The following is a 2,672-nucleotide window of genomic DNA, read 5'->3' as shown; positions in this document are numbered from 1 at the left end:
CGGCAGGGTTGATCCGCCGAGGCGGGAAGGCGTCGGCGCGCTCGTCACCTGAACCCTCACTCGTCGCCTGAACCTCGGGAGCATCCAGCATGACGGCCTCGCTTCGCCAGACCCAGGGTCCGCTCAGGGCGCGCGCCGTCGACGGCGACCTGTTCCGAACCGTCTTCCGCGGCCATCCGGCCGGCGTGGCCGTCATCACCGCCGACGCGGGCACGGGACCCGTCGGCTTCACCGCGACCTCGCTCGCGTCGCTGTCCGCCGAACCGCCGATGGTGGTCTTCGCCATCTCCTCCGGTGCCTCGTCGTGGCCCCATCTGCGGGTCGCGGAGACCTTCATGGTGAACTTGTTGTCCTCCCAGCAGGAGGAGGTCGCCCGGCGTTTCGCCCGCAGCGGGATCGACCGGTTCGCCTCGCCGACCCGCTGGACCAGGCTGCCGACCGGCGAGCCCCTGCTCGACGGGGGACGGGCGTGGCTGCGCTGCTCCGCCCGGCCACCCGTCGAGGCCGGGGACCACTTCCTCATCATCGGCCAGGTCCTTGAGGCGGACACCGACCCGGAGGCGTCCCCGCTCATCTACCACGACCGGACCTTCCACGTCCTGCCGTAACCCAGCCCGCCGTAACCCACGTCCTGCCGCGTAACCCGGCCTGCCATCCCCGCGGCTTGCCCGAGGAGCACGACCGGCTCAACCGGCTCGGCACCGCTCTTGACCCTGCCCTCGGCACCGCTCTCGACACCGCCCGCCGAGCGGGGCTCCGGTCGCCGTGGCGCAGGCCCCGGCCGCGCATCGGCACACTACGGAACAACCCGCCTGTTCACCGTGCAGATGCGGAACTATCATGCACAGAGTTTCGCATCTGCGGATTAGCTCAGCGACAGGGTCCGCGGCTGCGGAAACAGGACAACGGGTGAATGGGTGGAGGAACGGGACACGTGAGATTTCGCAGGATGAAGACGGCGGCCCTGGCGGTACTCGGCGCCGGGCTTCTCGCGACCGCCGGATGTGGCGGCAGCGACGGCGGCGCTGCGGCGACGCCCTCCGCCACGGCCAGCAGCGCCGCGAGCGGAGTACAGGGGACCGTCACGGTGCTCGCCGCCGCCTCGCTGACGAGGTCGTTCACCCAGCTCGGCAAGGACTTCGAGGCCGCGAACCCCGGATCGAAGGTGACCTTCTCCTTCGCCGACAGCTCGCAGCTGGCCCAGCAGATCACCTCCGGCGCCCCGGCCGACGTGTTCGCCGCGGCGAGCCCGGCCACGATGAAGACCGTCACCGACGCCGGCGACAACGTCGGCGCGCCCAAAGTCTTCGTCCGCAACCAGCTCGTCATCGCCGTACCGAAGGGCAACCCGAAGGGCATCACCGACCTGCCCGCCCTGACCAGGCCGGGGGTGAAGGCCGCGCTGTGCGCCGAGCAGGTGCCCTGCGGAGCCACCGCGAAGAAGGCGCTCGCCGCCGCCGGGGTGAACCTGACCCCGGTCACCCTGGAGCAGGACGTCAAGTCCGCACTGTCGAAGGTCACCCTCGGTGAGGTCGACGCCGCGCTGGTCTACCGCACGGACGTCAAGGCGTCGGCGGGCAAGGTGGACGGCGTCGAGTTCCCCGAATCCGCCAAGGCGATCAACGACTACCCGATCGTCGCGCTGAAGAACGCGCCCAACGCCGCCGGCGCCACCGCGTTCGTCAACTTCATCCTGTCCGACAAGGCGAGCACCGTACTGACCAACGCGGGATTCCAGGCCCCCTGACCCCAGGCCCCGCTGATCCCCGACACGGTCATCCCGTGGTGGAGCAGGCGGACCCTGCACTTCGACTTCGCCTGACGAGGTTGCCCCGAACCTCCTGCGTGGAAATCGGCGTTAGGCGGCGGTCGCCGCTGTCCAGGCTTCGTCGGTGACGATCTCGATGCTGAGGGTGGCCTTGTAGCTGTGGCCATGGATCCGGCCTCTGGCGGTGTTGGCGGCGTAGACGGAGACCGCGCGTTTGACGACGCGGGGGCTGACCCGTAGTCGCCGGTCGGGCATCGGCCGGGCCAGGACGGCACGGCCGATCTTCCCGACCAGATCGATGACGCTGTCCTCGATGACCCCGGCGGCCTTGACGAGCTGGTCACGGGCGGTCTCGAGGTCCAGCGCCTCCAGGTTCTCGATCACCCCGTTGTGGGCGAAGATCCGGCCGTCCTGGACGAACGGGTGGGTGTTGCGGAGGTCGACCGCGCCGGTGGAGGCATGGCGGACATGCGCGACGAAGGTCGTGGACTGGACGTTGCGGGCCTCCCGCGCGAAGGCGGTGTCAGCGCGGCCCGCGATCGGCTGTTTCGCCAGGTACGGCTCGCCGTCCCCGTCGAACGTGCCCAGGCCGGCCCCGTCGGGCGGGCGGACATCCCGCCCCCGCGGGCTGTCCGTGGCGTCCAGCAGCCAGAACGTCGCGCTCACCCGCTTGCGCCCACTGCTCATCGCGAACATGTGGCACATGGCACCGTCCCCTCGACCCACCCCGTCACCGGGGCGACAAGGTCAACCGTCGGCCCCGCAGCTCTCAGTAACCCCGCCGGCCCGGTCGCCGTAAGGACCCGACCAGCAGCACCGGGAGCCTTCCCCATGCCATGAGGTGGCACCCATCCGCCGTGCCACGGGCCGGCCTCGCCGCCCGGCCCGCCGGGTCAGAAGGTCC

2 protein-coding genes and 1 pseudogene are annotated in these 2,672 nt (G+C 70.7%); 2 read left to right on the top strand and 1 reads right to left on the bottom strand.

All coding sequences use genetic code 11. The features are described 5' to 3' along the window. Window positions 1-89: 89 nt before the first annotated feature. Both ACY45C_RS08220 and modA read left to right on the top strand, forming a co-directional pair. Entirely contained in the window at window positions 90-608 is a 519-nt protein-coding gene (locus tag ACY45C_RS08220; protein WP_462187027.1) for a flavin reductase family protein, read from the top strand. 326 nt (window positions 609-934) lie between these two features. After that, window positions 935-1,747, top strand: a complete 813-nt coding sequence (gene modA, locus ACY45C_RS08215) for a molybdate ABC transporter substrate-binding protein (RefSeq protein WP_462187026.1) — start codon at window positions 935-937, stop codon at window positions 1,745-1,747. A 372-nt stretch (window positions 1,748-2,119) separates the two neighbouring features. On the opposite strand, the pseudogene ACY45C_RS08210 reads toward modA, so the two are convergent. Beyond that, window positions 2,120-2,473 (bottom strand): annotated as a pseudogene (locus tag ACY45C_RS08210) (class II glutamine amidotransferase); the annotation flags it as partial. Window positions 2,474-2,672 lie beyond the last annotated feature (199 nt).

The sequence above is a fragment of the Frankia sp. CcWB2 genome (genome assembly GCF_977927585.1).
This window is presented reverse-complemented; position numbering and strand designations above follow the sequence as displayed.